This window comes from Streptococcus oralis subsp. tigurinus (genome assembly GCF_002096275.1).
Lineage (GTDB): Bacteria > Bacillota > Bacilli > Lactobacillales > Streptococcaceae > Streptococcus > Streptococcus oralis_CN.
Map to the genome: position 1 here is coordinate 372,887 of NZ_NCUG01000018.1, position 24,458 is coordinate 397,344.

The 24,458-nt window shown below is 37.5% G+C and carries 21 protein-coding genes and 1 pseudogene; 3 read left to right on the top strand and 19 right to left on the bottom strand.

Annotated elements, in window-relative coordinates:
* Positions 1–15: 15 nt before the first annotated feature.
* Positions 16–714: a GntR family transcriptional regulator gene (locus tag B7725_RS06950; RefSeq protein WP_084875338.1), complete on the bottom strand. Its 699-nt coding sequence runs from the start codon at positions 712–714 to the stop codon at positions 16–18.
* 140 nt (positions 715–854) lie between these two features.
* Here B7725_RS06950 and guaA point away from each other — a divergent pair, with 140 nt between their 5' ends.
* Positions 855–2,417 carry a glutamine-hydrolyzing GMP synthase gene (guaA, locus tag B7725_RS06955; RefSeq protein ID WP_084875340.1) on the top strand — a complete coding sequence of 521 codons (1,563 nt, stop codon included), beginning with the start codon at positions 855–857 and terminating at the stop codon, positions 2,415–2,417.
* Between the two features lie 212 nt (positions 2,418–2,629).
* Here the strand turns inward: guaA and B7725_RS06960 are convergent, their stop codons facing one another.
* From B7725_RS06960 to B7725_RS06970, 4 genes and pseudogenes are all read right to left on the bottom strand, one after another.
* The gene (locus tag B7725_RS06960; protein ID WP_057489040.1) at positions 2,630–3,373 is read right to left on the bottom strand and encodes a hypothetical protein; all 744 of its coding nucleotides are present in this window, start codon (positions 3,371–3,373) and stop codon (positions 2,630–2,632) included.
* A 51-nt stretch (positions 3,374–3,424) separates the two neighbouring features.
* A pseudogene (locus B7725_RS10300) lies at positions 3,425–3,588 on the bottom strand (IS30 family transposase); the annotation flags it as partial.
* Positions 3,589–3,743: 155 nt separating this feature from the next.
* Positions 3,744–5,561 carry a UvrD-helicase domain-containing protein gene (locus tag B7725_RS06965; RefSeq protein WP_084875342.1) on the bottom strand — a complete coding sequence of 606 codons (1,818 nt, stop codon included), beginning with the start codon at positions 5,559–5,561 and terminating at the stop codon, positions 3,744–3,746.
* The gene (locus tag B7725_RS06970; protein ID WP_084875344.1) at positions 5,554–7,599 is read right to left on the bottom strand and encodes an ATP-dependent nuclease; all 2,046 of its coding nucleotides are present in this window, start codon (positions 7,597–7,599) and stop codon (positions 5,554–5,556) included. The genes B7725_RS06965 and B7725_RS06970 overlap by 8 nt, the downstream gene beginning before the upstream one ends.
* Before the next feature lie 226 nt (positions 7,600–7,825).
* Between B7725_RS06970 and B7725_RS06975 the strand changes: the two genes are divergently transcribed.
* Entirely contained in the window at positions 7,826–8,047 is a 222-nt protein-coding gene (locus B7725_RS06975) for a hypothetical protein (RefSeq protein WP_345788701.1), read from the top strand.
* Between the two features lie 1,213 nt (positions 8,048–9,260).
* Here the strand turns inward: B7725_RS06975 and B7725_RS06985 are convergent.
* The 6 genes from B7725_RS06985 to B7725_RS07010 form a co-directional block, all read right to left on the bottom strand.
* Positions 9,261–9,836: a hypothetical protein gene (locus B7725_RS06985; protein WP_057489037.1), complete on the bottom strand. Its 576-nt coding sequence runs from the start codon at positions 9,834–9,836 to the stop codon at positions 9,261–9,263.
* A gap of 298 nt (positions 9,837–10,134) precedes the next feature.
* Positions 10,135–11,706, bottom strand: a complete 1,572-nt coding sequence (gene ffh / locus B7725_RS06990; protein WP_084875345.1) for a signal recognition particle protein — start codon at positions 11,704–11,706, stop codon at positions 10,135–10,137.
* A 19-nt stretch (positions 11,707–11,725) separates the two neighbouring features.
* Positions 11,726–11,941: a 2-oxoglutarate:acceptor oxidoreductase gene (locus B7725_RS10260; protein WP_084875347.1), complete on the bottom strand. Its 216-nt coding sequence runs from the start codon at positions 11,939–11,941 to the stop codon at positions 11,726–11,728.
* A 2-nt stretch (positions 11,942–11,943) separates the two neighbouring features.
* A complete protein-coding gene (locus B7725_RS07000) occupies positions 11,944–12,276 on the bottom strand; it encodes a putative DNA-binding protein (RefSeq protein ID WP_000402068.1) in 333 nt (110 codons plus the stop codon).
* Positions 12,277–12,418: 142 nt separating this feature from the next.
* On the bottom strand, positions 12,419–13,615 hold the full coding sequence (gene tuf / locus B7725_RS07005; RefSeq protein WP_001040715.1) for an elongation factor Tu: 1,197 nt from the start codon (positions 13,613–13,615) through the stop codon (positions 12,419–12,421).
* Positions 13,616–13,842: 227 nt separating this feature from the next.
* Positions 13,843–14,952: an AI-2E family transporter gene (locus tag B7725_RS07010; protein WP_000489824.1), complete on the bottom strand. Its 1,110-nt coding sequence runs from the start codon at positions 14,950–14,952 to the stop codon at positions 13,843–13,845.
* Between the two features lie 103 nt (positions 14,953–15,055).
* Between B7725_RS07010 and pbp3 the strand changes: the two genes are divergently transcribed.
* Entirely contained in the window at positions 15,056–16,291 is a 1,236-nt protein-coding gene (gene pbp3 / locus B7725_RS07015) for a D-alanyl-D-alanine carboxypeptidase PBP3 (RefSeq protein ID WP_084875349.1), read from the top strand.
* Positions 16,292–16,325: 34 nt separating this feature from the next.
* Here the strand turns inward: pbp3 and sdbB are convergent, their stop codons facing one another.
* The 8 genes from sdbB to pfkA all read right to left on the bottom strand — a co-directional run bounded on the left by sdbB (position 16,326) and on the right by pfkA (position 24,427).
* Positions 16,326–16,871, bottom strand: a complete 546-nt coding sequence (gene sdbB, locus B7725_RS07020) for a thiol-disulfide oxidoreductase-associated lipoprotein SdbB (protein ID WP_084875351.1) — start codon at positions 16,869–16,871, stop codon at positions 16,326–16,328.
* A 12-nt stretch (positions 16,872–16,883) separates the two neighbouring features.
* Positions 16,884–17,591: a thiol-disulfide oxidoreductase-associated membrane protein CcdA2 gene (gene ccdA2, locus B7725_RS07025; RefSeq protein ID WP_084875353.1), complete on the bottom strand. Its 708-nt coding sequence runs from the start codon at positions 17,589–17,591 to the stop codon at positions 16,884–16,886.
* A 127-nt stretch (positions 17,592–17,718) separates the two neighbouring features.
* Positions 17,719–18,579, bottom strand: coding sequence for a methionyl aminopeptidase (locus B7725_RS07030; RefSeq protein WP_084875355.1), 861 nt, complete (start codon positions 18,577–18,579; stop codon positions 17,719–17,721).
* A gap of 15 nt (positions 18,580–18,594) precedes the next feature.
* Positions 18,595–19,872: a CBS-HotDog domain-containing transcription factor SpxR gene (spxR, locus tag B7725_RS07035; protein WP_084875357.1), complete on the bottom strand. Its 1,278-nt coding sequence runs from the start codon at positions 19,870–19,872 to the stop codon at positions 18,595–18,597.
* Positions 19,865–20,416 (bottom strand): GNAT family N-acetyltransferase, encoded by a 552-nt coding sequence (locus B7725_RS07040; RefSeq protein ID WP_007519468.1) that lies wholly within the window; start codon positions 20,414–20,416, stop codon positions 19,865–19,867. The genes spxR and B7725_RS07040 overlap by 8 nt, the downstream gene beginning before the upstream one ends.
* A gap of 15 nt (positions 20,417–20,431) precedes the next feature.
* Complete coding sequence (locus B7725_RS07045; protein WP_084875358.1) at positions 20,432–21,691, bottom strand: UDP-N-acetylglucosamine 1-carboxyvinyltransferase; 1,260 nt, start codon at positions 21,689–21,691, stop codon at positions 20,432–20,434.
* A 158-nt stretch (positions 21,692–21,849) separates the two neighbouring features.
* A complete protein-coding gene (pyk, locus tag B7725_RS07050) occupies positions 21,850–23,355 on the bottom strand; it encodes a pyruvate kinase (RefSeq protein WP_084875360.1) in 1,506 nt (501 codons plus the stop codon).
* Positions 23,356–23,419: 64 nt separating this feature from the next.
* Complete coding sequence (pfkA, locus tag B7725_RS07055) at positions 23,420–24,427, bottom strand: 6-phosphofructokinase (protein WP_000820879.1); 1,008 nt, start codon at positions 24,425–24,427, stop codon at positions 23,420–23,422.
* Positions 24,428–24,458 lie beyond the last annotated feature (31 nt).

Here is a 24,458-nt window from a genome sequence, read left to right on the forward strand (position 1 = left end):
ACTAGTCTGCTGAGACTAGTTGTTTTCAAGATAAAATTCAAAACGTTCACCCACGTATTGACTCTTTACATATTCAAAAGCCGTCCCATCTTCAAGATAAGAGACCTGAGTCAAGGCTAGAATCGCATGCCCCTTTTCGATTTCTAGGTAATGAGCAATTTTTTCCTTAGCCAACTTCGCATAAATGGTCTGTTGGGATTTGCCAATCCGGTAGCCATACTGCTGCAAGGTTTGAAAGAAGTGACTGGTGATTTCTTCTTTTTTGAAATCCTTAATAAAATTCTCAGGAATGGATGCGACTTCATAGACTAGCGGAATTTGGTCAGCGTAACGTACCCGTTCCATGCGGATAATATTCTCTGTCGGAGTAATCCCTAGCTTTGCGACCTCTTGCTCATTTGGAATGGTTCTTCTGTAAGAAATCAGCTGACTGGAAGGAACTTTGCCCTGAGATTTGACAATCTCCGTAAAACTGGTCGTCCCTCTCATTTTTTCTTGGACACGAGTGCTAGAGACAAAAGTCCCACTTCCTACACGACGCTCCAAAACTCCTTCCTCAACCAAGAGAGAGATAGCTTGTCGCAAGGTCATCCGACTAACCTGAAACTGTTCCGCTAAATCTCGCTCACTTGGAAGTCTCTCTCCGATTTTCCAATGATGCTCATCTATATCCTTCTTGATCTGATCGTGGATTTTCATATAAGCTGGTAACATGCTTTTCACTTCTTTTCTTTATTTTCTCTATTGTACCGTATTTAATTAGAAAAAGTCAAACTTTGCCTTGTTTAGTTGGTAATTCGCCCCTATTTGTGATAGAATATTGAAAAAGATATTTCTTTTGAGAAAGGAAAAAGATGAGCAACATTTCAACTGATTTGCAAGATGTCGAAAAAATCATCGTGCTGGACTATGGTAGCCAATACAACCAGCTGATTTCACGCCGTATTCGTGAAATTGGTGTTTTTTCTGAGCTAAAAAGTCACAAAATCTCAGCTGCAGAGGTTCGTGCGATTAACCCTGTAGGGATCATCCTCTCTGGTGGACCAAACTCTGTATACGAAGATGGTTCATTTGATATTGACCCAGAAATTTTTGAACTTGGCATTCCAATTTTGGGAATCTGCTATGGTATGCAACTTTTAACTCATAAACTTGGAGGAAAAGTTGTTCCTGCAGGTGATGCTGGTAACCGAGAGTATGGCCAATCACCACTTACTCATACTACTTCTGCCCTCTTTGAAGGGACTCCTGAAGAACAGATTGTTTTGATGAGCCATGGCGATGCTGTTACAGAGATTCCAGCTGATTTTGTTCGTACTGGCACTTCTGCTGACTGTCCTTATGCAGCTATTGAAAACCCAGAAAAGCACATTTACGGTATCCAATTCCACCCAGAAGTGCGCCATTCTGTATACGGAAATGATATCCTTCGCAACTTTGCCCTTAACATCTGTAAGGCTAAAGGCGACTGGTCAATGGACAACTTCATCGACATGCAGATCAAGAAAATCCGTGAAACTGTAGGTGACAAGCGTGTTCTTCTAGGTCTATCAGGTGGTGTTGACTCTTCTGTTGTTGGGGTTCTTCTTCAAAAAGCAATCGGTGATCAATTAATCTGTATCTTTGTAGATCACGGTCTTCTCCGTAAGGGAGAAGCTGACCAAGTTATGGACATGCTTGGTGGTAAGTTTGGTTTGAATATTGTCAAAGCCGATGCTTCAAAACGCTTCCTTGATAAACTTGCTGGCGTTTCTGATCCTGAGCAAAAACGGAAAATCATTGGTAACGAATTTGTTTATGTCTTTGATGACGAAGCAAGCAAGCTAAAAGATGTAAAATTCCTTGCTCAGGGAACGCTTTACACTGACGTGATTGAGTCTGGTACAGATACAGCCCAAACCATCAAGTCACACCACAACGTTGGTGGTCTTCCAGAAGACATGCAGTTTGAATTGATTGAGCCATTGAACACTCTTTATAAAGACGAAGTCCGTGCCCTTGGTACAGAACTTGGTATGCCGGACCACATCGTATGGCGCCAACCATTCCCGGGACCAGGACTTGCTATCCGTGTCATGGGTGAAATCACTGAAGAAAAACTAGAAACTGTTCGTGAGTCAGATGCTATCCTTCGTGAAGAAATCGCTAAAGCTGGTCTTGACCGCGATATCTGGCAATACTTCACTGTCAACACAGGCGTTCGTTCAGTCGGTGTTATGGGTGATGGTCGTACTTATGACTACACCATCGCCATTCGTGCAATCACTTCTATCGATGGTATGACAGCAGACTTTGCCAAGATTCCTTGGGAAGTCCTTCAAAAAATTTCTGTACGTATCGTAAACGAAGTGGATCACGTTAACCGTATCGTCTACGACATTACAAGTAAACCACCTGCAACTGTTGAGTGGGAATGATTTATAAACATGATTTGAAGTGAAATGGTTGATTTAACAGCATTTTCAGTTATTATAAAAGGTTAAAAATTAATCAAAATTGATTGGTTCCCCACCAAGAATCCCACCAGAAATAGAATGTTCTGGTGGGGTTTTTTTGTTTTAAAGATGTAGAAGCAAAATTTATTTAGGAGTGACGATAGTATATATACTTAAAATAGAAATACACCATTTTAGTGAATCTTAGATTTTTCTCGAGAAAATATAGTTGCTAAGATATCAGCATAAAGTTCAGGCGTTAAGTCTTGTTTTTGAACCTTCTCCAGTAATTGTGAAAAATATTCCTTCTCAGTACCCTCTGTATTAGAAATAATACCTAACAAAAATCTATTTAATTCACCAGCTGCTTTTTCTGAGTTGTAGGATTCATAGTATTTTTGATAAAATTTATCGTATTTCTCGTTTTTTTTGAGTAAGTTCGCTTCCTCTTGTTTATCTAACAGTTGTTGATAAGAGACATTAAGATCAAGCCAATCTTTCTCAAACTGTTCGAGTAATTTGTCTGAGACTTTTTTCCTATTATAATATAGTTTTATCAAAGGAATAATATCTATCCATACCTGATCAATGAAAACTTTAACAATCTTTTCTTTAAAGATAAGTAAAGGCTCATCATCACATGCATGCACACGATATCCATCTTTCTGTAATTCATTTATCAGGTCCTCAATATGAGTTTTTGATGTATTGAATATATATTGTTTCAGCCATTGTGGCATATTAGGATCTTGGATATGCCAAGACGCACTCAACTTTTCACCATCTATTCTTCTGGTTTCACCTTTTTCTAGACGACCTGGTACTCGTGTGCTTGAAATGGTATATTTTTCAATGATATCTCCCTTTTGATAATATTCATTGTGAAAGCGTTCGTAATTATTGGGTTTATGAGTTTTTGTCCTATAAATTAGTTTCATTACTATTCCTTTATCATTCATCATTTATCAAATTAAGTTAGACAATTTTACCTAGCTCAGAAAAACTTGATAGGGAGTTTTGTTGTTCAAGAATTTACTTGAGATTCGAATTCTCTTATCAGCTAGAGATGTAAGAATGTTTGAGAAAGTCCACTGAAATCCATCTTCTTTGGAAGTCCATTGCGTCTCAAGAAATCGTTAGAATGTTCATGAACCTGTTGGACATCCAAAGGATATAATTACAGTATAAATATATCATAAATAACAACAAGATCTTGACTTCCCAAAATATTTATATTTTCACGAAACTGTAATTCGATAACTTAAAAAGACCCTCGTATTATACAAGATGCTCTGTTAAATTTTGATATTAAATCACATCTTGATCTATATATTGTTTCCATCCGGCATCTAATAAATCTTGTATTAAAGTTGGTTCATTCTCAATTTGATTGTTTGGAATTCCGATACAGACTAAGTGAGTTGGTCTACTTAGTGCAACATATGCGAGTTTAAGAGCTTTTTCCGTTTCCTTCTCCTCATCATTTTTATCTTCCGGTAGTTCTACATAATTCTTACTCAAATATTTTTCGAGCAATTGAAGTATAGAGTAGCTAGGTGAGGTATCCGCATACCCAGTAGTAAATTTTGAATTCAACATCAGTAAAGTTGCTTTGTGAGTTTCCCCTTTTACCGAATGGATAGTCCCCAATCTTATGTCTTTACCTGCATTATCTACCGACACATTAGTTTGAATTTGTATGTTTTTAGAAAAATTATTTTGCAACTTATTCTTAATCTCATTACATAAGGTATTTTTATTTTGAAATAATCCCTCATCATCTATGAGTTCATCAAGAAGTGCACTCAATCCATCGATTATTTTCTCATCATCTTCATTTCTCAGATTTTTAATAATTTTAAATATCTTTATTCTAAAACCATCTTCTTTCAATCTATCTTCAAAGTTATCTTCAAAATTTCTTGATAATTCTTTTAAGCATATATCCAAAAATAAGTCTAAATCACCCCTGTAATTTAGATCCTTTACAACAACACGTTGGTATCTTTCACCAAAAATATTTTCCAAATCCTTGTGCTGTGCTGAGACAATAACTTTAGACTTTGGTGAGTTCTTAAAAGTTTCATTTCCTTTTTCTAATCTATCAATCAGTGAACAATATTTATTAATTAAATCATCGCCATTATCATATACAATAAAATATGGAGGGAAGGAATTATTCTTAGAATCTGATTCCAAATCATCATACTTCTTCACACAAACATTTTTCACTATATTTACAATAGACTCGCCAAATCGCGATGTTTTTGAAATACGCTTTTCCTTAGAGTCATCGATTTCCCAAGCTAATTCCGTATCACCATCCCAAATATTATATATCGCTTGATATGGATCCCCAAATTTTTGAATGGTCACAGAAGTTTTATCAAATAACGATTGGACTAATTCAAATTGAAATTGACTAGTATCTTGCACTTCATCCAATAATAAATAAGTGAATCTTTTTGAGATTATATTTCTAAATATCTCATTATGCTGTTCAATATACCATTTAGACAGTTCTAGGCAACAATGATTTGTGACTATCCCTTGCTTAAAAAGCCAAATAATGCTATCATTAAAAGCTTTGTTATACATTTTTCGCTCAATCATTGAAGCTACCTGGTCTAAATTATCAAAATTCCATCTTATCTCCCAATTCCCAGGATTAGGATACGTCCAGTCATCTTGGTAAGAATCTGGTTTTCTGAATTCAAATTGCTTATCAAATCTCTCACGAAATATATCATCATCAAGTACTCGCATTTTTTTATCACCAAGAATTAAATGAAACGCTTTCTTAGCAAAAAATGTATTGAAAAAATCTTGAATAGTTCCAATAAAGTGAGGATTTTTTATGTCTTCAATCCCGAGTTTTCTTAAACTTGATTTTATTTCATCCACAGCAACATTAGTGTGAGTAAGTACACAAATTCCTTGTCCTGAATCCTTCAATTGTTCAAGTAATATTTTAACACGTGCAGTTAATACTGTTGTTTTTCCAGTTCCAGGTCCAGCGACAACGTCCATTGTATCGTTGTGTAAAATGACATCCTTTTGTTCCTCGGAAAAATGACATCCAGATGGTAGTAAACTTTTCTCAATTAATGCTATTAATTCATTCATCAGTCCCTCCCTCTTCTTCATTGATTTGAGAAGCATGTTTAATCGCATTCACTAGATATTGAGTGTAGTCATTGGAAAGCACTTTTGTTTTAAGTTGCTCTTTATCCTCACTGGCTAATTTCCCAATTTCAATCGCTAATTTTTGAGCAACAATTGCTTTAGAGACCTTCTTATCATTTAAAGGTTTAAAGATATCATAAGCTAGTTCGGAACTGATTATATCATCACTAGTGGTAAGCTGATTATTTATCTCATCAAACTTATTTTGATTAACAGTGCTGTAAGGGTTCTTGTATCTTGTTTCATGAATTGATTTCCAGAGTAATTTCACAAGAGGACTTTTTGCTAAACTATACTCCAGCGTCCATTCAGGTGTAATAAATACTTTATGATGAGAATTATAGCTTTCATATTTATTGATAATACTTCCCCTCTTCATTTCTACCAAACTTTTAATAATATCTTCATCAAGCTCCTTACATACTTTTGATTCTAATTTATTTTTATCTATATTTTTCAGAAAATCAAATTCTTTAATTAAATTATTGTATGTAGAAAATAACTTTCCAAATGGCGGTTCGTCTATCTCTAAATCAGAGGTCGTGTTAAAGTCTGACAAAATATGTTTCAATTCTTCCTCGTCACTTATAACATATATTTGATTGTCTTCACCTTTATCATTATAATATTCAATCGGTCTAACATCTACATCAGTAACAATAGAAATAGGTAAATCAATCCTATCTCTATTCTTTCTTGAGAATAGTTTGATATACCTTTCAAATGCAGTGTTACCAATATTTACTATTGAAATACCGTACTCATGTAAAGGGTATCCAATTAATTCAGCTAACGCAGGTAAAAGCAAATTTTCTGCATCCCCCTCCACAAGGATCAATCCTTTAGCAAAAAACAGATTGCTTTTTGTCGCGTCTAAAAATCTTTCCAAAAATTCATAATCTTCGCTCTGTAACATAGTTTCTGTCTCTGCCATCGAAAAAGCTTTATTGTTATGCAGTAAGATTAGATTCTTAGGATTAATAGAAGAAGCTAGATTGTTGCTATGAGTAGTTAAAATAAATTGAGTCTGGGTATTTTTCTCCATATGTTTAATCAACCGAATTTGTGCTTGAGTATGTAGGTGTGCCTCAATTTCTTCGATTAAAGCAATTCTAGGACCAATATAATCATCACCATCGTGCATCAAAAGCAATTCAACCGCAATATATAATAGATTGGAATTCCCTAATCCTAAATTGACACTCTCAGTATCCAAACTTAGACGAGATAGTATGGAAGCAATATTAGACTCCGACATATTAAATGCTACCTTACTTTTTTCAACATCATTTCTATCATAAAATTTTTCCAACTGATCAATGATTGACTCAACAACATTATGATTTTCATCGGAGAAAAATTTTTTCACTTCGTCATTTGCATTACCAACAATAGCCAAAAGTTCTCGCTTCCCACTTTCATTAATTTTAGGATGAGCAGAAAGAATATTAGTTAGTCGAGAATACTTACCTGGACGTAATTCCTTTTGAGCATCTCTTAATGGTTTTAAATAGATAGCTTTTAGAAGTTGTCTTGCATCACTATCTATAATAGTCTCTGAATGATTATCTCCTCCATAAATTTTCCGTTCAAAATAATTGTTACCGTTAGAACCCTTCTTTTTATTAACTTTTAGAGTCACTTTTAATTGAGGTGTATTACCTTCATCGAATGAAAGCCACTCTAAAAATGCAGCAGATTCTTTATCTGAGAGATCAGTAAAATAAGCTATTATTTTAAAATCTTCATTAAAATCTTTACCATCTTGCGTATAGAAATCTGTATCTAAAATTTTATCGTACTCATCACTCAAAGTACCTAGCAATAATTTCAAACCATCAATGATTGCTGTCTTCCCAGCATCGTTCTCACCAACTATTAAATTCATCCCCTTATGAAATGTTACAGTTAACCCTGGTGAATCATCTAGTGACTTATACTTACGAAAGTTCCAGTACTCTACTTTTTTTAAAAACATGACCTAAGTCCTTCCAATTTATATTAAAAATGCTAACTTACTAATAATAAACATCTTAAGTAATTTTTTAAATATACTCAAATAATAATTTAACAATTAAACTTTGTCAACTGTATTAAGTGAAATTCTTGCTGTTATAACAGACATTTATCTGCAGCAATTATGTAATGCTATTTTGTTATAATACCTTCAATTAAGGAGGATAGAATATGAAAAATTTATTGCCGTGTTATTTTTACTGTTTTCAATTGTATTACTTGCATTATGTTTTAGTGAAAACAATCAAGCATTAGATGGTGAATATTACGGGATTAATAAAAATAGAAATGAACGAGCGTTTACTATTTCAGGAAATATAAGAACAATTAATAGTGGTGAAGCTGATAATTTTGTTATTAATCCTCAAAAATGGAACAATAGAACTAATGGGATCACAAATGCTAAATAGAACATTTAAAGAGGGTGTGTTCACTGCCGATATTAGTGGAGTAAAATATGAATACTACAAAAAATAGCGATGCGTAAAAAAAGCCCTGAAAGAATTTGGATACAAATAGCATCTTTCTGAATATATTTAGTCCGAATAGTTAGCTATTTTGGCAAATTAGAAACTTAATTCATTTGAAACCTTCTTCTCACAACCATTTGCATACTATTAATTAACTTTTAGAATTTTTAAGCTCAACTATTCGTTATTTTATTATTATAGTCACATAAAAAATTTAAGAGAAACTAATATCAAAAAACTATTTGTCATAGTAAACGACACTCTGACATTTTCCAACAATATTTTCAAAGAGACATTAGTAGAACTAAATTGTATTTCTTGCAATCTAATGTTGGTGTTTTGAAAAGTGTTACCAGTAATGAAAAACCTTATCATAGTATAGATAGAGATGAGACGCTCTAAATGTTCTTTTGAATTCTACATGTTTCCTTCAAAACGTGGAAGAATTTATATTTTTCCACCTTTATAACTTAAGTCTATTATTTTGATTCTAAAAAGAAATCAAAAATCACCTTGATATTGACACTATTACTTAAATTTTAATTTCACTTCTTGCATCTAACTTGGAAAAATTTTATTAATTTCTATGTTGAGTTTAAATTTGCTCCGGCAGATTGATTTGTTGCTTTAGTTGCATCAAGTGTTTTTACGAGATCTTCACGAAAGGGAATTTCATCCAATTTTTTTAAGTCATAGGCTTTTAGTGATTTGGCAAATCGTTAACTATCTAGTCCCCACTCAGACACATATTCTTTGACAATATTCATTTATCTGTTTTCCTACCATGCATTGAGGGCTATGTCAACCCAAAAGCTTCATCATCCCAAGAAAACTCGTAATATTGTTTTTCTTTACTTAACTGCGTTGCTGCATCGGTGAACGCTTGTCTAAAACGATCCATCAACTTTAATAGAAGCCCAATTTGTAAGCTCTTCTAACTCATATTTTAAATAGCCGAATTTATCAGCTAATTTAATTACTGCATCAGAATATTTCTTAACCAGAACTCTAATATTTTTTCCACCACTTCGTATTCTGATAAATCATTTATAATTGAAAAAATATGATTTGAATGAAAATACTTTTTTAAAAATTATTTTCAGAAATTAGATTTGAAACTTTTTTAGCATCTCAAATTATAGAATTAAAATAACTAAATTACTTCTGAACTGTATATGTTCTTTTGTACTTTAAGATATTCTTTTAGATTAATAATTTTGTCGTTACGATTAGTTTTTCTTTTAGTTTCATTATGATATATATAGTTGTTTGCTTCAGCGAACTTCTCTGTATAAGTCTTAACCAATTCAAATAATTCATCAAGAGAGGTATCTAATTCTAATTTCTTTAGCAGAGATTCATTTTTATTTAAGAAATTTAAAAACTTATCAATATCTTTCTCAGTCAATTCACCTTTTTGAGCGGTAATTAAATACTGAGTTAACCTCTTTATTAAAGATTTTGATACACTATTCATCTGAATACTACGATACCCGTAATAACCAACTCCTCCTACAGCTAAAACTCCTGCACCTATTAGTCCAACTTTTATAGCCTTATTGCCGATCAATTTATTTGCAGTATCTTTAGAAAAATCTACAGCTTTGAGATGTTTAATAATCTGTCCCTTATTATTTCTGATAACAGAACCAAATTGTTTGTATATACCTAATTCTAAGCCCTTTTGAATATCGTTGGGTATAACTAAATTAATATTATTAATAACCATAATAAAAACTCCCTTATATAAACTTCTCTTAAATTATACCATCAACAATGACTATTTGACACTAAAACAATATTTTAATTTAGTAAATGTAAAATTACTTATATATTGTGTAACTAAGATAATATACTTCAATAAAATGAAAATAAGTATTTATATTTTCCGCCTCTGTTTTATTCTACCTAAACAACAATAATATACTCTATAATGTCTAACGGGTGGTTTATTTGTCTCGCACCTTACGGAGCGAGACGGACTAATAGTCACATAATAATAAGGAAAGCACTTCTGCTTTCCTTTTTTATTTGCGTTTCTTCTTCGCTTTTTTCATTTTGTTGGCCATACGTTTTATAGACTGTTTCATGGCAAATTCGCCAATTTTACCTTTAAGTCCTCCACCAAACATCTGGCTCATATCTGGCATGCCTGCTCCTCCGAGACCCGACATATCCGGCATTCCACCTTGTCCCATCATGCCTTCAAGGGCAGACATATCCATTCCTCCCATATTTGGCATATTTTTAGGAAGGTTATTTGGATTGATTCCCATTTGCTTCATCATCTTGTTCATATCACCAGACATGACCCCTTGCATGAGCTGTTTGGCCTGATTAAAGTCCTTAATGAATTTATTGACTTCGACAAAGGTATTTCCAGAACCTGCTGCGATACGACGGCGACGACTTGGATTTAACAAATCAGGATTTTCACGTTCCTCAGGAGTCATAGAAGACACGATGGCACGTTTGCGCGCAATCTGGCGCTCATCCACCTTCATATTTTGAAGAGCTGGATTGTTAGCCATCCCTGGAATCATCTTGAGCAAGTCTTCCATCGGCCCCATGTTTTGCACCTGATCCAATTGATCGATGAAATCATTGAAATCAAAGGTGTTTTCACGCATCTTCTCAGCCATTTCAAGGGCTTTTTGCTCATCGTATTCCTGAGAAGCTTTTTCAATCAAGGTCAGCATATCCCCCATACCAAGGATACGGCTTGACATACGGTCTGGGTGGAAGGTTTCGATATCTGTAATCTTTTCACCCGTACCAGTGAACTTGATAGGTTTACCAGTGATGTGGCGAACAGACAAAGCCGCACCACCACGAGTATCCCCATCAATCTTGGTAAGGATAACACCAGTCACTTCTAACTGAGCATTAAACTCACGGGCAACATTAGCCGCTTCCTGACCAATCATGGCGTCCACTACAAGTAGAATTTCGTTTGGTTGGGCCAATGCTTTTACGTCACGAAGCTCATTCATGAGAAGTTCATCAATCTGTAAACGACCTGCCGTATCGATCAAGACATAGTCGTTATGATTGGCTTGTGCTTGCTCCAAACCTTGACGAACAATCTCAACAGCTGGAACCTCTGTTCCAAGTGCAAAGACAGGAACATCAATCTGTTGTCCAAGTGTTTTCAGCTGATCGATGGCTGCTGGACGATAAATATCTGCCGCAATCATCAAAGGACGAGCATTTTCTTCCTTCTTGAGTTTATTAGCCAGCTTACCAGCAAATGTCGTTTTACCAGCCCCCTGCAAACCGACCATCATGATAATGGTTGGAATTTTTGGTGACTTGATAATCTCTGCCGTATCGGAACCTAAAACAGCCGTCAGTTCCTCATCAACGATTTTGATAATCTGTTGTGCTGGATTAAGGGTATCAATGACGTCGTGCCCTACTGCACGCTCACGAACCTTCTTGATAAAATCCTTTACAACAGGCAAGGCAACGTCAGCTTCCAGCAAGGCCAAACGAATCTCTTTGGTTGCTTCTTGGACATCAGCCTCAGAAATTTTTCCCTTTTTACGTAGATTTTTAAAGACGTTCTGCAAACGTTCTGTTAAACTTTCAAATGCCATTTTTTTCTCCTATGTTTCATTAATTCGGTGGAAAACGTCCAAAATCTTGTAAACAAACAAGTTCTTCTGGAGTGACTTCTTTCATTATCCCATTTGGATATCCCCAACAGCTAAATCCCTCTTGAAGAGCTCGGGAGATAGAATCAGGTGAGAGGATTTGTAGTCTTATGGGAAAAGGGTCCTCAGCAGCTAATAGTGTACAGGGTATACCTTTGTAGATGACTATACTTCCCACACTTATTCTCTATTATCAATGCTTGTTAAAACTTCTATCTGCTCCTGCAGAAAGTCATCCTTGGGATAACGCTCCAAGATCTGGTCAAAAATCTGACTGCGGACAATATAGTCCGAATACATGTGCAATTTCATCTCGTAATCTTCTAGAATCTTTTCCGTCCGCTTGATATTATCATAAACAGCTTGACGACTGACACCGAACTCTTCAGCAATCTCAGCAAGACTGTAGTCATCAGCATAGTAGAGTTCAATATAGTTCATCTGCTTGTCTGTCAAAAGCGCAGCATAAAATTCAAAAAGCGCATTCATGCGATTGGTTTTTTCGATTTCCATAACTTTTATTATACCAAAAAAACGATTATACTGCTAGAGTAGGAGCACTTTAAATAAATCAAGAACTAAAAAAAGAACCTTGCAAAGCAAGATTCTTTTAATGTCTGACTTAAATAATTGTTCTTCTGGGAACTTAATCGAATTAAGCTTCGATTTCTGTAACCATACCTGAACCAACAGTACGTCCACCCTCACGGATAGAGAATGTAGTACCTTGTTCTACGGCGATTGGGTGGATCAACTCAACGTCGATAGTCACGTTATCACCAGGCATTACCATTTCAGTACCTGCTGGAAGTTCGATTGAACCTGTAACGTCAGTAGTACGGAAGTAGAATTGTGGGCGGTAGTTGTTGAAGAATGGAGTGTGACGTCCACCTTCTTCTTTAGTAAGGATGTAGACTTCACCTTTGAATTTAGTGTGTGGGTTGATTGAACCTGGTTTAGCGATAACTTGTCCACGTTCGATTTCGTCACGTTGAATACCACGAAGAAGTACACCTACGTTATCTCCGGCAAGACCTTCATCAAGTTGTTTACGGAACATTTCAACACCAGTAACAACTGCTTTTTTAGTTTCGTCTTTGATACCAACGATTTCGATTTCGTCGTTGACACGAACAGTACCGCGGTCGATACGTCCTGAAGCAACAGTACCACGTCCAGTGATTGAGAATACGTCTTCGACTGGGAGAAGCAATGGTTTATCTGTATCACGTTCTGGTTCTGGGATGTACTCATCAACAGTATCCATCAATTCCATGATGATGTCTTCGTATTTAGTATCACCTTCAAGTGCTTTAAGAGCTGAACCTTGGATAACTGGAAGATCGTCGCCTGGGAAGTCGTATTCTGACAAGAGGTCACGGATTTCCATTTCAACCAATTCAAGCAATTCTTCGTCGTCTACCAAGTCAATTTTGTTCATGAAGACGATAAGGTGTTTAACACCAACTTGACGTGAAAGAAGGATGTGTTCACGAGTTTGTGGCATTGGTCCGTCAGTTGAAGCTACTACAAGGATAGCTCCGTCCATTTGAGCGGCACCAGTGATCATGTTTTTAACGTAGTCCGCGTGTCCTGGAGCGTCGATGTGAGCATAGTGACGTTTTGCAGTTTCATACTCAACGTGCGCAGTGTTGATAGTGATACCGCGTTCGCGTTCTTCTGGAGCAGCATCGATAGACGCATAGTCTTTAGGTTGGTTAACTGCTGAAGGCAAGCGACGTGCCAAAACAGTTGTGATAGCTGCAGTCAAAGTAGTTTTACCGTGGTCAACGTGTCCGATAGTACCAATGTTAACGTGTGGTTTACTACGATCGTATTTTTCTTTTGCCATTTGAGTAAAAGCCTCCAATAAAATATATTTTATAGATAGACAGTAGGCAATACAGTCTAACTTTCCTTACTATTTTATCAAATTTCTGCTAAATTGCAAGTGTTTTACCCATATTTTATGAATTAATCTGAATCTTACAAAGTGCTGTTCTTCTGCTTCTTTATACAATTCAAGCTTATTTCATTCTAGCGGTATTATGCTCACAAAAAAATCAGGTTCCCCTGATTCTAAATAGATTCTGATTTTTCCAGTTCTTTAGCTTCCTTATGATTTTCATATAATTTCGCCAAGAACTTAGTGATTTCTTTGAGAATAGAATAGGTTGGCACTGCTACAATCATCCCTATGACGCCGTAGATATTACTTGACAGTAAGAGGAGTACCAAAATCGTAATCGGGTGTACTTTCATAACCCCTCCAACGATACGTGGATAGAGAACATTTCCATCAATCTGTTGAATAATAAGCATATAAGCAACCGCAATCAACATACGATGAGGATCCGTGAACACATTGGCAATCACCATCGGAATCAAGCCTATACTTGGACCAACATAAGGAATCAAATTTGCGATTCCAGAGAAAATAGCAAAAACAAGAGCGTACTTTAAGCCGATAACGCTATAACCAATATAGGCTAAACATCCGATAATAACGGCATCAATTGCAATTCCACTGATGTAGCGCGCTATAGTTGCATTGAGATTGGTTAAGAGGCTAGAGAGATTTAATTTGTCATGTTTTAAGACAGTTCGTTCCAACATAGGCAGCAACTTACGTCCATCTAACAAGAAATAAATCAAGAAGACGGGGGTCATAATGAGAATCAGAACTGTACTAAACAAGGCTGAAAGGACGCTTCCTAAACTGTTGCTGACGCTATTCAGAATATTCTGTAGGATATCCACATAGGAGAGATTAAGTTGTTGAATGGTTTGTTGAATATCAATATTTTGGAAGACTGGATTCATGGACAAATCAATGATCAAATCTTGTAGTCTACTATAGATGTTTTGACTAGAAATAATCAAGCTTGTCAACTGATTAATCAAAATCGGTAAGAGATAAACAACACCTACAACGATGGCACCAATTAAAGCACAGAGAGTGACCAAGACACCAATTAGACGATTAATCTTACATCTCTTTTCCAAAAAGGTAACGATTGGATTGGTAATGTAGTAAAAAAATCCACCTAACAAAAATGGAATCATGATGGTATTCACAACCGTCACGAAAGGAGTAATAATCGCTCCCATCTCTCTCCAAAGATAGAAAATCAGTGTTAATAATAAAATTTCAGCTGTCCAAAAAAATAATTTGTTTCTACGGAACATAGGCATCCTCCTCTATTTATTTTATCATATTTCTTCAAAAGATAAGATGGCTTTAGTATAAAATCGAGAATATTTTTTTTCTTTATGATAAAATAAAGCTAATATGAAAAAAATAATTCTATCTTTTATAACACTTTTTGTTTTTGGAACAGTTTCTACTGTTTCTGCTCAGGAGTTTGATGTTGCTGCTAAACATGCCATTGCTGTCGAGGCTACAACTGGAAAAATCCTCTACGAAAAAGATGCAAATCAGCCTGTAGAAATTGCTTCTATTACCAAACTGGTTACAGTTTATTTGGTCTATGAAGCTCTGGAACAAGGAACTATCAGCCTATCTACACCTGTTGATATTTCGGACTATCCTTACAAACTTACGACCAATTCTGAGGCGAGTAACGTCCCTATGGAAGCTCGAAATTATACTGTTGAACAATTATTAGAGGCTACAATGGTATCCAGTGCAAACAGTGCTGCGATTGCGCTAGCAGAAAAAATTGCTGGTTCTGAGAAAGATTTCGTTGATAAAATGAGGGCTAAACTTCTTGAATGGGGAATTCAAGATGCAACTATTGTAAATACAACTGGTTTAAATAATGAGACCCTTGGTGATAATATCTATCCCGGTTCTAAAAAAGATGATGAAAACAAGTTGAGTGCCTACGACGTTGCAATCGTCGCTCGTAATCTCATCCGAGATTATCCTCAAGTTTTGGAAATCACCAAAAAGCCAACTTCTACCTTTGCAGGACTTGAAATCCACTCAACCAACTATATGTTGGAAGGAATGCCAGCCTATCGTGGTGGTGTCGACGGTTTGAAAACAGGTACTACCGACAAAGCCGGTGCTTCTTTCGTTGGAACAACTGTTGAGAAAGGGATGCGTATCATTACGGTTGTTTTAAATGCAGACCAGCAAGATAGCAACCCTTATGCACGTTTTACTGCAACTTCTTCACTTTTAGATTATGTTTCTGCGAACTTTGCTTTAAAAACTGTCGTTCAGAAAGGCGAAACCTATAAAGATAGTAAAGTGACAGTCCTTGATGGGAAAGAAGATAAGGTAGCTGCAATTGCTAAGTCAGATATTGCAATCGTCCAACGAGTTGGAAGTGAAACAACATCAGCTCTTCAATTCACACCAAAATCAGAAATAGCCCCACTGGAAGAAGACAAGGTTGTCGGTACTCTAACCTATGATGACCAAGATTTGGTGGGTCAAGGCTACCTCACTTCAGAAAAACCATCTTTTGAAATGGTCTCTGAAAAGAAAGTTGAAAAAGCCTTCTTCTTAAAAGTTTGGTGGAATCAATTCATCCGCTTTATCAATGAAAAACTATAAAAAAATCGCGAACAATCGCGATTTTTTCTTTATTTTATTTCATTTCTTTAAATGCTGCTTCCGCATCTGCATTGCTAATAGCACCGAACTGAATTTTCCCGATTTTACCTTGACTGTCAATCAAGTATTCCGTTGGAATACTACGAATTTGGTAGGCTTGGAAGGTAGTTGCTTGCGTATCATATAGAACTGGAATATCCTTGTAGCCTTGTTCTTGGTACCATTTTGGAAAGTCTTGAACTGTTTTTTCACCTTGTAGACCTGGTGCAATGACACTCAAGATTTCAAAGTCTCGATCTTGTTCGGCAGCTAATTCCATCAACTCAGGCATGCTTTTTTTACATGGTCCACACCAAGAAGCCCAGAATTTCAAATAAACCTTTTTCCCTTTATAGTCTGATAACTTCACTTCTTTGCCATCCATAGACTGCAAGGTGAAGTCTGGCGCATCCTTACCGACTGCGATTTGTTGTACAGCAGGTTGTTTTGGACTGCTTGTCTGTTTGGTTTCTTTTTCACCACAGGCAATCAACAAGAATAGAGACATGAGGCTCAATCCTGTAAAAATAATTTTTTTCATCTTTTTCTCCTTTTATCCAAGAATTCCTGACAAGGCATTTAACTGCCCTAGCATTAATAATAATCCCATCAAAATAATCAAAGCTCCCCCGATTTTCTTTAGTAGAATCATATGGGGTTTTAATTTACTAAAATAGGGCATAATCCAGCCCGAAGCCAAGGCCAAAACAATGAAAGGAAGGGCCATTCCCAATGTGTATACTAATGTTAACACGGCTCCTTGCCAAGCACCATTGCCACCTGAAGCTGCTAGGGCCAAGACTGAACTTAAGACTGGTCCGATACAAGGGGTCCAACCAAAACTAAAGGTTATCCCAAGTAAAAAGGCTGACAGATAGTGATTCGACTTGGATTGTTTGAAGGTGACTGTCTTTTGAACTTCCAGTTTATTGAAATGCAAGATTTCCATCTGGTGAAGGCCCAAGAGGATAATGACTGCTCCCATAACATAACGAAACCAGTCAGCATAGAGCATATGCCCTAGGAATCCCGCTCCAAATCCCAAAATAAAGAAAATGAGGGAGATTCCTGCAACAAAGCACAAGGTCCGGATTAAGCCTGACCATGCAACGTTTCTTCCAAAAAAGCGAAAGCTTTTCGAATTTCCCTGATCATCCAGTAAAATGCCAGCATAGACAGGTAGCAAAGGAAAGATGCAGGGTGAAAAGAAGGACAGAATACCTGCTAAAAAAACGGATACTAGAAATATAATCGACTCCAACGAATTACCTACTTTCAAAAAATTCTAATCTTATTTTACTACAAAAGAAAAAATTTGTGACAACTTTGCTACGCTTATTTATTTTGACTAAATTTGACACAAAAAAAGGAGCTAAGCTCCTTTCGTTTTAATACGTTCCTTCTTCACCTTGACTTGTCAAGATAACAGGACCGTCTTTTGTAATCACAAACTGGTGTTCATATTGACAAGATAGGCCGCCATCGATGGTTTTATGAGCCCAGCCAGTTTTCATATCTGTATCAATTTCCCAATTCCCAGTATTGATCATGGGTTCAATGGTCAGGACCATTCCTTCACGGAGACGGAGACCACGACCAGCGACACCATAGTTAGGGACCATTGGCTCCTCGTGCATAGTTGGACCAACTCCGTGACCAACCAAATCACGCACTACACCATAACCACGACTTTCAGCATATTCTTGAATTGCAGCACCGATATCACCGATACGATTGCCAACAACTGCTTGCTCAATCCCTTTATACATAGCTTCCTTGGTCACGTCCATCAGGTTTTTCACTTCTTCAGACGGTGTACCAACCGCATAAGCCCAGCATGAGTCTGCTAAACCACCAGTATAACTTTGGGTGTATTTTTTCATTTGATCAACATTGTTGAAGTTGAGTTTAGATACATTGAGATCGGATTTGGCAATTGGACCGCCCAATACCATGTCAACCTTGAGCAAATCGCCATCTTTCAAGATGTAATGACGTGGAAAAGCGTGAGCTACTTCGTCGTTGAGAGAGCAACAAGTGGCATAGGGGTAATCCATAACTGCACCATCCACGCCAATCTGTAAAGGAAGGAAATTCTCCTCTTTACAACGTCGACGAACATATTCTTCCACTTCCCACATATCCACGCCTGGCTTAATCAAATCACGTAAGCCGATATGGATACTTGCTAGGAAATCACCAGCCTTGTCCATGGCTTCGATTTCACGTGCTGATTTTAAAGTTATCATTTTTTCTCCTAGATTCTAATTGATTTTCACTGTAACATTTGCTTTTGATACAATCTGATGACCATGATAAATATCATAATCAATAATAGCCGAGCGCCTTGTGTGATGAATAATGCGAGCCTGAATTCGCAGAGTATCATCAATCTGAACAGCCTGCAAGAAATAAATCAACATCTGCTCTATGATAAGATTGCGCCCGCTATTGACAACAAGGTCTTGGGTCATATGATTAAGGATTTCAGCCAAGACACCATTAGCAAGTACACCATTTTTCTCCAACATGAACGGCTCAACAGTAATGACTACTTCATCGTGATGATAAGATAGTTTCTGCCCGATTTGCTCTGAAAAAGTTGGCAAAGCTGATACTTGAGAACGACTCATTTTTTCCATGACATCTCTTCGTGTTACGACACCAAGTAGAGTCTGGTTACTTCGAACAACGGGAACCATCTCAAAGTCTTCGGCTATCATTCGTTGACTGACATTGGCAATATTCGTCGCTAAACCTGTTACGAAGATGCTCCGCGTCATCACCTTGTCAATCGTTGTGCTGGGAGACTTGTCTCCTGCGTCACGCATAGTAACAACCCCAACAACCACTTGGTATTGATTAACGACTGGAAAACGGCTACTTCTGTTCTTACGAACCAAGTCTAGATAGTCTTTGACTGTATCCGTTTCTCTCAAAAAACCATACTCGTGACTGGGACGATAGAGCTTCTCGACCGTCAGAATATCGGTTTTGATTTGAACATTTGAGAGAGCTTTGTTAATCATGGTCGCTACTGTAAAAGTATCATGTTTACTTCTCAGGACTGGAATATTTTTTTTATTGGCCAACTCAAGAACATCATCCTGAACATGAAAACCACCTGTAACGAGGACCGCATTTTCATTTTCCAAGGCTAAAAGTTGAATGCGAGTGCGGTCACCTACGATCACAAGACCACCATCATGGAGATAGGACAGGATATTCTGCTCTGTCATGGCCCCAATGGAAAATTTGCTAAACTCTCTCTCTAGCCCTTCCTGGCCGGCTAAAACTTCAGAGGAGGTGACTTCAGCGATTTCAGCATAGGTTAGCCGTTCAATGGCCACTTTCTTTGGCTTAACTCGTATGGTTCCACTACGTGGCCGAGTTTCAACGATGCCACGATTTTCAGCTTCTTTGATAGCTCGGTAGGCGGTTCCGTCACTAACACCTAGATGATTAGAGATACTGCGAACACTAACTCTTTTCCCAATTGGCAACTCTTCCAGATAGGACAAGATTTCCTGGTGTTTACTCATTGAATTCTCCTTTTATATATCGAAATTCAAGATAGTCTCTCATTTTTCGTGTATAGCGGTCGCTCCCCTTAAACTGTCGGACGAGACTAAATCCCGATTTTAAGGCTACTTTTTGACTAGCCTGATTCTCCAGATGAGTGATGATGGATAATTGTTTTAAACCAAATTCTTCAAAGGAAAGCTGACAAAGTTTGGTAACTACTTCTGTCATATAACCTTGTGACCAAGAATCTTTTTTTAAGAAATAACCAATTTCTGCTTCTTTTTTGATTTCATCAATCTTTTCAAATTTAATAGAGCCAATCATTTCCTGATTTCCTTGGAGACAAATGGCCCAAACACCTAGAGGAGCCTTCATAAAATAGTTGGCAAGCGCGTATTGACTTTCTTCTAAACTTGATTGACTAGGAAAAATAAACTGCAAATTTTCAGGATTGGAAGCAATCTCGTAAAATGCTTGACTGTCACTAAAAAAGAAAGGACGCAAATATAAGCGCTCCGTTTCAAAAAAAGAAAACATTGCTAATTTGGTCCAAATATTCATAATCACCTCAACGGTTTAGTCTTCAACGAGTGTAATATCCGCTCCGAGACTACGTAATTTCTCAATAATATCTGAGTAGCCACGCAAGATAAACTCAATATTTGTAATTTCAGTTTTACCTTCAGCCATCAAGCCAGCAATGACAAGTGCAGCACCAGCTCGCAAGTCTGTAGCTTTTACGCTTGCCCCGTGCAATCTACGACCACCATTGTAGATAATATGATCATTTGTAGTCGTAATATCCGCATCCATTTTTGCTAATTCAAAAACATGGTTAACACGTTTTTCATAAATCGTATCAATAATGGTTCCACGACCTTGAGCAGTCAGCAATAGCGGAGTTATTGGCTGTTGCAAATCGGTTGCAAATCCAGGATAAGGAGCTGTTTTGATATTGATGGCCTTCAAATCAGACTGCTCTTCAACGAAGATACTGTCTTCTGAGACCGTCATATGAACGCCCATTTCCTCTAGTTTGGCGATAAAACCTTCTAAGTGCTCGTAGAGAACGTTGTTAATACGGATTCCTTTTCCTACCGCTGCAGCAAGTGAAATATAGGTTCCAGCTTCGATACGGTCTGGAATGACTTGGTGACGCGTTCCATGAAGTTTCTCAACACCATCAATAATGATAATATCAGTCCCTGCACCACGAATGTGAGCGCCCATATTGTTCAAAAGGGTAGCAACATCGATAATTTCCGGTTCACGAGCCGCATTTTCAATGACAGTACGCCCCTTAGCTTTGACCGCAGCAATCATGGTGTTAATCGTTGCACCAACGCTGACGGTATCCATGTAAATACTTGCGCCATGAAGTCCCTTACCTTGGGCAGATAAATTCATATTATCTCCCTCATAGCTAACTTTAGCACCCATGGCCTCAAAGGCTTTTAAGTGAAGATCAATCGGACGAGGCCCCAGATCACATCCACCAGGAAGTCCAACTGTAGCTTCACCAAAGCGACCTAAGAGACTTCCGTAGAAATAATAAGAAGCACGCAAACTATTAATTTTGCCATATGGCATTGGAATGTTTTGAACGCCTCTTGGATCAATCTCCAAGACATCATCATAACGCTTAACAGTCGCCCCCATAATTTCCATGATTTCGACAAGACTAGCAACGTCTGAAATATCTGGAACACAATCTAAAGTGACAATATCATCTGATAAGATAATAGCTGGAATAAGCGCTACAACACTATTTTTAGCACCGCTAATGGTGATCTCACCTTGCAATGGATGTCCACCATTGATGACAATTTTTCTCATGTTATACTCTTTCAAAATTTACTAAAAAGGTCTTTTCGTTCTATTATACCATAATTTTCATTTTTTTCCCATTCCTATTGATTAAACATTCCATTTCAATAAAAAAAGCCTATCACACAAGCGATAAAGCTTGATATGACAGGCTTTGTAATGTTAGATTAACGTACTGTACGGATACGCATTGTGTTTGTACGGATAGCTTCGCCAAGTGGTACACCTGCAACGATAACAATATCATCACCAGATTCTACCAAACCTTGCTCAACTGCAATTCTTTCAGCGAGATCAAACATATCATCAGTGTTTGATGGGCGATCAGTTGTTACTGGAATAACTCCCCAGTTAAGCATCAAACCACGCTGAGTCAATTCATCGAAAGTGATTGCCAAGATATCAGCATCTGGACGGTATTTAGAAATCAAACGAGCAGTGTGACCTGTCTTAGTAAGAGTAACCACCAACTTGATATTCATAGAATTTGTCGCATCCTTAACAGCTGAAGCCATAACCTCAGTCTTAGAATTACGTGACAAGTTAACAGATGACAAGCGACCGTATTCTTTTAAAAGAGTTTGAGCATTTTTGTCAATAGTTGCCATCGTAGTAACTGACTCAAGTGGATATTTACCATTTGCAGACTCACCTGAAAGCATTGTAGCATCGGTTCCGTCGATAACAGCGTTAAACACATCTGATACTTCTGAACGCGTTGCACGTGGTTTTTCAGTCATAGTTTCAAGCATGTTTGTTGCTGTGATAGCGACTTTACCAGCTGCATTTACTTTTGTAATAATCATTTTTTGGTAAACTGGAACCATTTCGAATGGTACTTCAATACCCATGTCACCACGAGCAATCATGATACCGTCAGCAGCTTCAATGATTTCATCCAAGTTGTCAATACCTTGTTGGTTTTCGATTTTAGCGAACAATTGAACGTGACCGTTACCAGTTTCTTCACAGATTGCACGAACTTCGTTAACGTCTTTTGCAGTACGGACGAATGAAATCGCGATGAAGTTAATACCTTGTTCAAGACCAAAGCGGATATCATCGTTATCACGTTCAGCAAGAGCTGGGAAAGGAATTTTAGTGTTAGGGATGTTTACACCTTTTTGTTTAGCGATAACACCGTCATTTTCCACTTCAACTACAAATTCACGAGTTGCATCGTCTTTTTCTACAACGCGAAGACCAAGTTTACCATCGTCAACCAATACTTGGCGACCAACTTCAACGTCATCATAGATGTCAAGAGCACCAGCAACGTTCAAAGCAATCACTTCACGAGTTGATTTGATTCCTTGTTTAGTTGCGACACGGATTTTTTCACCAGTTTTGTATGAGTACTCTTTAGCTTCACCTTCGAACAACTCAGTACGGATTTCTGGTCCTTTAGTATCAAGAAGGAAACCAACTTTTTTACCTGCAAGTTTTTCTGCAAGTTTAACAGTTGCCATACGTTCACCTTGTTCTTGGTGGTCACCGTGTGAGAAGTTGAAACGGAAAGTGTTAGCTCCCGCTTCAATCAATTTAGCAATGTTTTTTGCTGAAGCTTCAACGTCAAGTTTTTCACCCCAGTATCCGTCATCACCGAATTTCTTTCCACCACGGATTTCAACCGCAGGACCCAAAGTTGCAACGATTTTTACACGTTTATTCATGATTTGTGACTCCTTTATATAATTTGACCTTTTATGGTCATTTTACCAGATTAGTTAAAGTTGATTATGACAAACTCTTATTCAAGCTAGCAAGTTCAAGGTCAGCTTTGTGAGGGTTGTTAACAACGATTTTGCCATCAGCTGTTAGGCTGAACAAGGCTCCTTCTTCTGCTGTTCCAAGAATTGGGTTTTCAACCATTTTTTCGTTACGGATACCAACAGCGACACCACCGATTCCTTGTTTGAGAAGTTTAACAGCGTGTGCTCCCATACGTGACGCTAATACACGGTCACGAGCGGTTGGTGAACCACCACGTTGGATATGTCCAAGCTCAGTCACACGAAGGTCACTAGTATCTCCTGCTTCCTTTAGTTTCTTACCAAATTCATCGGCAGACATAACCCCCTCGGCCAAAACGATGATGTTGTGTTTTTTACCACATTCATAACCAGCTTTGATACTAGCTACGATATCTTCCATCTTGAAGCCTTCTTCAGGGATAATGATTTCATCAGCACCAGTTGCAATACCTGCCCAAAGTGCGATATCGCCAGCATTACGTCCCATTACTTCAACAACGAAAGTACGACGGTGACTTGATGATGTATCACGAATCTTATCGATTGCATCCATTGCAGTAGTAACTGCAGTATCAAATCCGATTGTGAAGTCAGTACCTACGATATCGTTATCGATTGTACCTGGAAGTCCGATAGCAGGGAATCCATGCTCAGTCAAGCGCATAGCTCCGTGATAAGAACCGTCACCACCGATAACAACGACACCTTCGATACCGTGTTTTTTCAACTGCTCAATCCCTTTAAGTTGACCTTCAAGTTGTGCAAACTCAGGGTAACGAGCAGAGTGAAGGAAAGTACCACCACGGGAAATGATGTCTCCTACTGAAGCAGCATCAAGTGGATAAATTTCGCCGGCAACCATACCTGCATACCCATCATAGATACCGAAAACTTCCATTCCTTCTGAGATTGCTTGGCGAACTACTGCACGGATGGCAGCATTCATACCAGGGGCGTCTCCACCACTGGTCAAAACAGCAATACGTTTCATTTGGTTTTTGCTCCTTTTCCTTTTAACATTC